Source organism: Allocoprococcus comes, assembly GCF_013300725.1.
GTDB classification, from domain to species: Bacteria; Bacillota; Clostridia; order Lachnospirales; family Lachnospiraceae; genus Allocoprococcus; species Allocoprococcus comes_A.
The window spans coordinates 1-601 of record NZ_JAAIMM010000107.1 but is presented as its reverse complement, the minus strand read 5'-3'; the positions used below and the strand labels follow the sequence as shown (position 1 = coordinate 601).

Genomic DNA, 601 nt, shown 5'->3' with positions numbered 1-601 from the left:
CAGGACAGCCAGTCCAAAGGCTGCGATTCTGGTTTTTAAATTCTTCACCTTCATGTGTGTTTCCTTTCTGATAATAAATACATTGTTCAGTAAAATACCGCAGAAGGCTCTCCCTCTGCGGTAACATTTATCTTGTATATTGCTTTTCTGCTTTTTTCATTTCCTGTCTGGTGCGTTTTACCGCATCCATCACTGCCTTTGTCGGCAATCCATTTTCCAGACATCCTTCCAGAATTCCATCCAGATAAAATTTCGATGGTTTTGCCGGAACATCCTTATGAGGGGAGTTCATCGTGTATACGAATACTTCCCTTAAAGCTCCAGCCTGATTCTTTACCTGAATGGTTTCTTTCCCATAAAAATTCGGAAATCCTTCATAAAAATCCAAACTCTTTTCACAAGCTTCTGTGATCTTCCATAAGACTCCATCCACATAGCTTCCTTTTTCCGGAAGCACAGTTGCAACGCCATTTCCCGGAGCTCTGCCACGAAATGCCAGCCGGTAATCTTCCAGCCGGACATTGCCAACCACTTCCGCATCCGGACAGCGGAATCTCATCTGCCCCAGGTTCATGTTACTGCCATATGCAAAATAATATCT

Annotated in this window: 1 protein-coding gene; it reads right to left on the bottom strand. The window is 43.4% G+C overall.

The genetic code is table 11. The features are described 5' to 3' along the window. Positions 1-127: 127 nt before the first annotated feature. Positions 128-601, bottom strand: a 474-nt coding sequence (locus G4407_RS16265) for a gamma-glutamylcyclotransferase family protein (RefSeq protein ID WP_243868874.1), incomplete at its 5' end; no start/stop codon positions are given.